The following is a 1,335-nucleotide window of genomic DNA, read 5'->3' as shown; positions in this document are numbered from 1 at the left end:
CCATTAGGCTGGATTTTAGGTCGCGCCCAAGGATTTTTATCGACCGTTGCATTTATCGCGTTTTTCATGTATATTCCCCTCTCGTATTGATTTTAGACTGTTGATAAGGGGAAGGGCTCCCACCCGCCCCTTATCTTTTGTCTTTAGAATGAACATTTAAAAGCCGTACGCGATACTAAAACGGCTAACCTTGCAAATCCCCTCTCTTTCTCACACATCAGGGAACTTGCTAACTCCACGCATCTCACCCGATCAGGCAAAGACACCTAGAAACTTCATGTATTGATTAGACTATGAAATGGATAAGATTCCTCCCCCCCTTTCTTTGTTAACGCTTCAAGCTGGTACGCGATACAAAACCAGCTTCCTTTTGAGAATTCTTACAAATCCCCCCTCTTTCCTTTCCTATCGTTTAGGAAACTTGATCACCTCACGCCCCTCATCAGAGGCGGAAAGCTTTCTCAAAGCTTTATGCAAGTGTTGACTGAATTCTTCCTCCCCCAAAGCCTCATCATCGTCTGCTTTCAAAGCTAAATTCCCCACATTGTTTGGCATCAAGCGGCTCACCTTTGGCTTTATCGGAAGCTTCGATTTGAACGCTTCATCCTTTTTCTCAAGGCGACCATAAACATCGGCCAAGTGATCAGGCGCAAGCTTTGCCGCTAGCTGTTTTTCTGCTTTAACAGCCTTCACATATTCTTTACGCAAACGCCCATTCAAGCGCGCCGCCTGCTGGTCATAAAAACCTACATCAGAAAGGCATGGTGCCAAACAAAGCAACCGATTATTCAAATCATAAACCCGTAAATCTTGATGCAAATTATCCGGATCAAAGCGTACAATCACTTTTTTCCCCGCATGCTCATTCAACGCCCGCGCCCAATAACGATTGCCATAAAAATGGATCTCGCCCGTACCCTTTTGCGCACGCAATGCCTCAGAGGTTAAAAGCCATAAAGCCCGTTGTGCTGCCGTTGCTTGCCGAATAATCGTCCCCTCGGCTTGCAAGCTCTCAGTAAAGGTCTCATCAAAACTGCGCCCCGCACAATTAACCGCCTTACGCCCTGCTTGCGCATTATGCGCCACAATCTGCGCACCAACATGGGCTTTAAACGCTTCAAATCCTATCGCGCGTTTTCCATAATCTTCAGGCTTGGCATCCGGTTTATTGCCCGTATAAGCCCCCGCACAAAAGGGATGTTTCGAAATCGCTTCTGCCAGATCACGCCATGCCCGCTCAATCGGTTTAGACTGTCCGCTATAAGGGGTGGTCCATTGCAATTGCACACCCAAACTCGTCAAAAGCCCTTGCGGATCATCCGGCTTAATCTTAAA

1 protein-coding gene is annotated in these 1,335 nt (G+C 47.0%); it reads right to left on the bottom strand.

The window, feature by feature from the left end; translation table 11 throughout:
- Positions 1 to 405 precede the first annotated feature (405 nt).
- Positions 406 to 1,335 (bottom strand): transposase domain-containing protein (locus ACFINZ_RS09175; RefSeq protein WP_375701371.1); only part of this gene is annotated, 930 nt, incomplete at its 5' end.

The organism is Bartonella sp. AA81SXKL (assembly GCF_042196945.1).
Lineage (GTDB): Bacteria > Pseudomonadota > Alphaproteobacteria > Rhizobiales > Rhizobiaceae > Bartonella.
The sequence above is the reverse complement of the archived record's forward strand: the minus strand, read 5'-3'. Positions and strand labels throughout refer to the sequence as shown.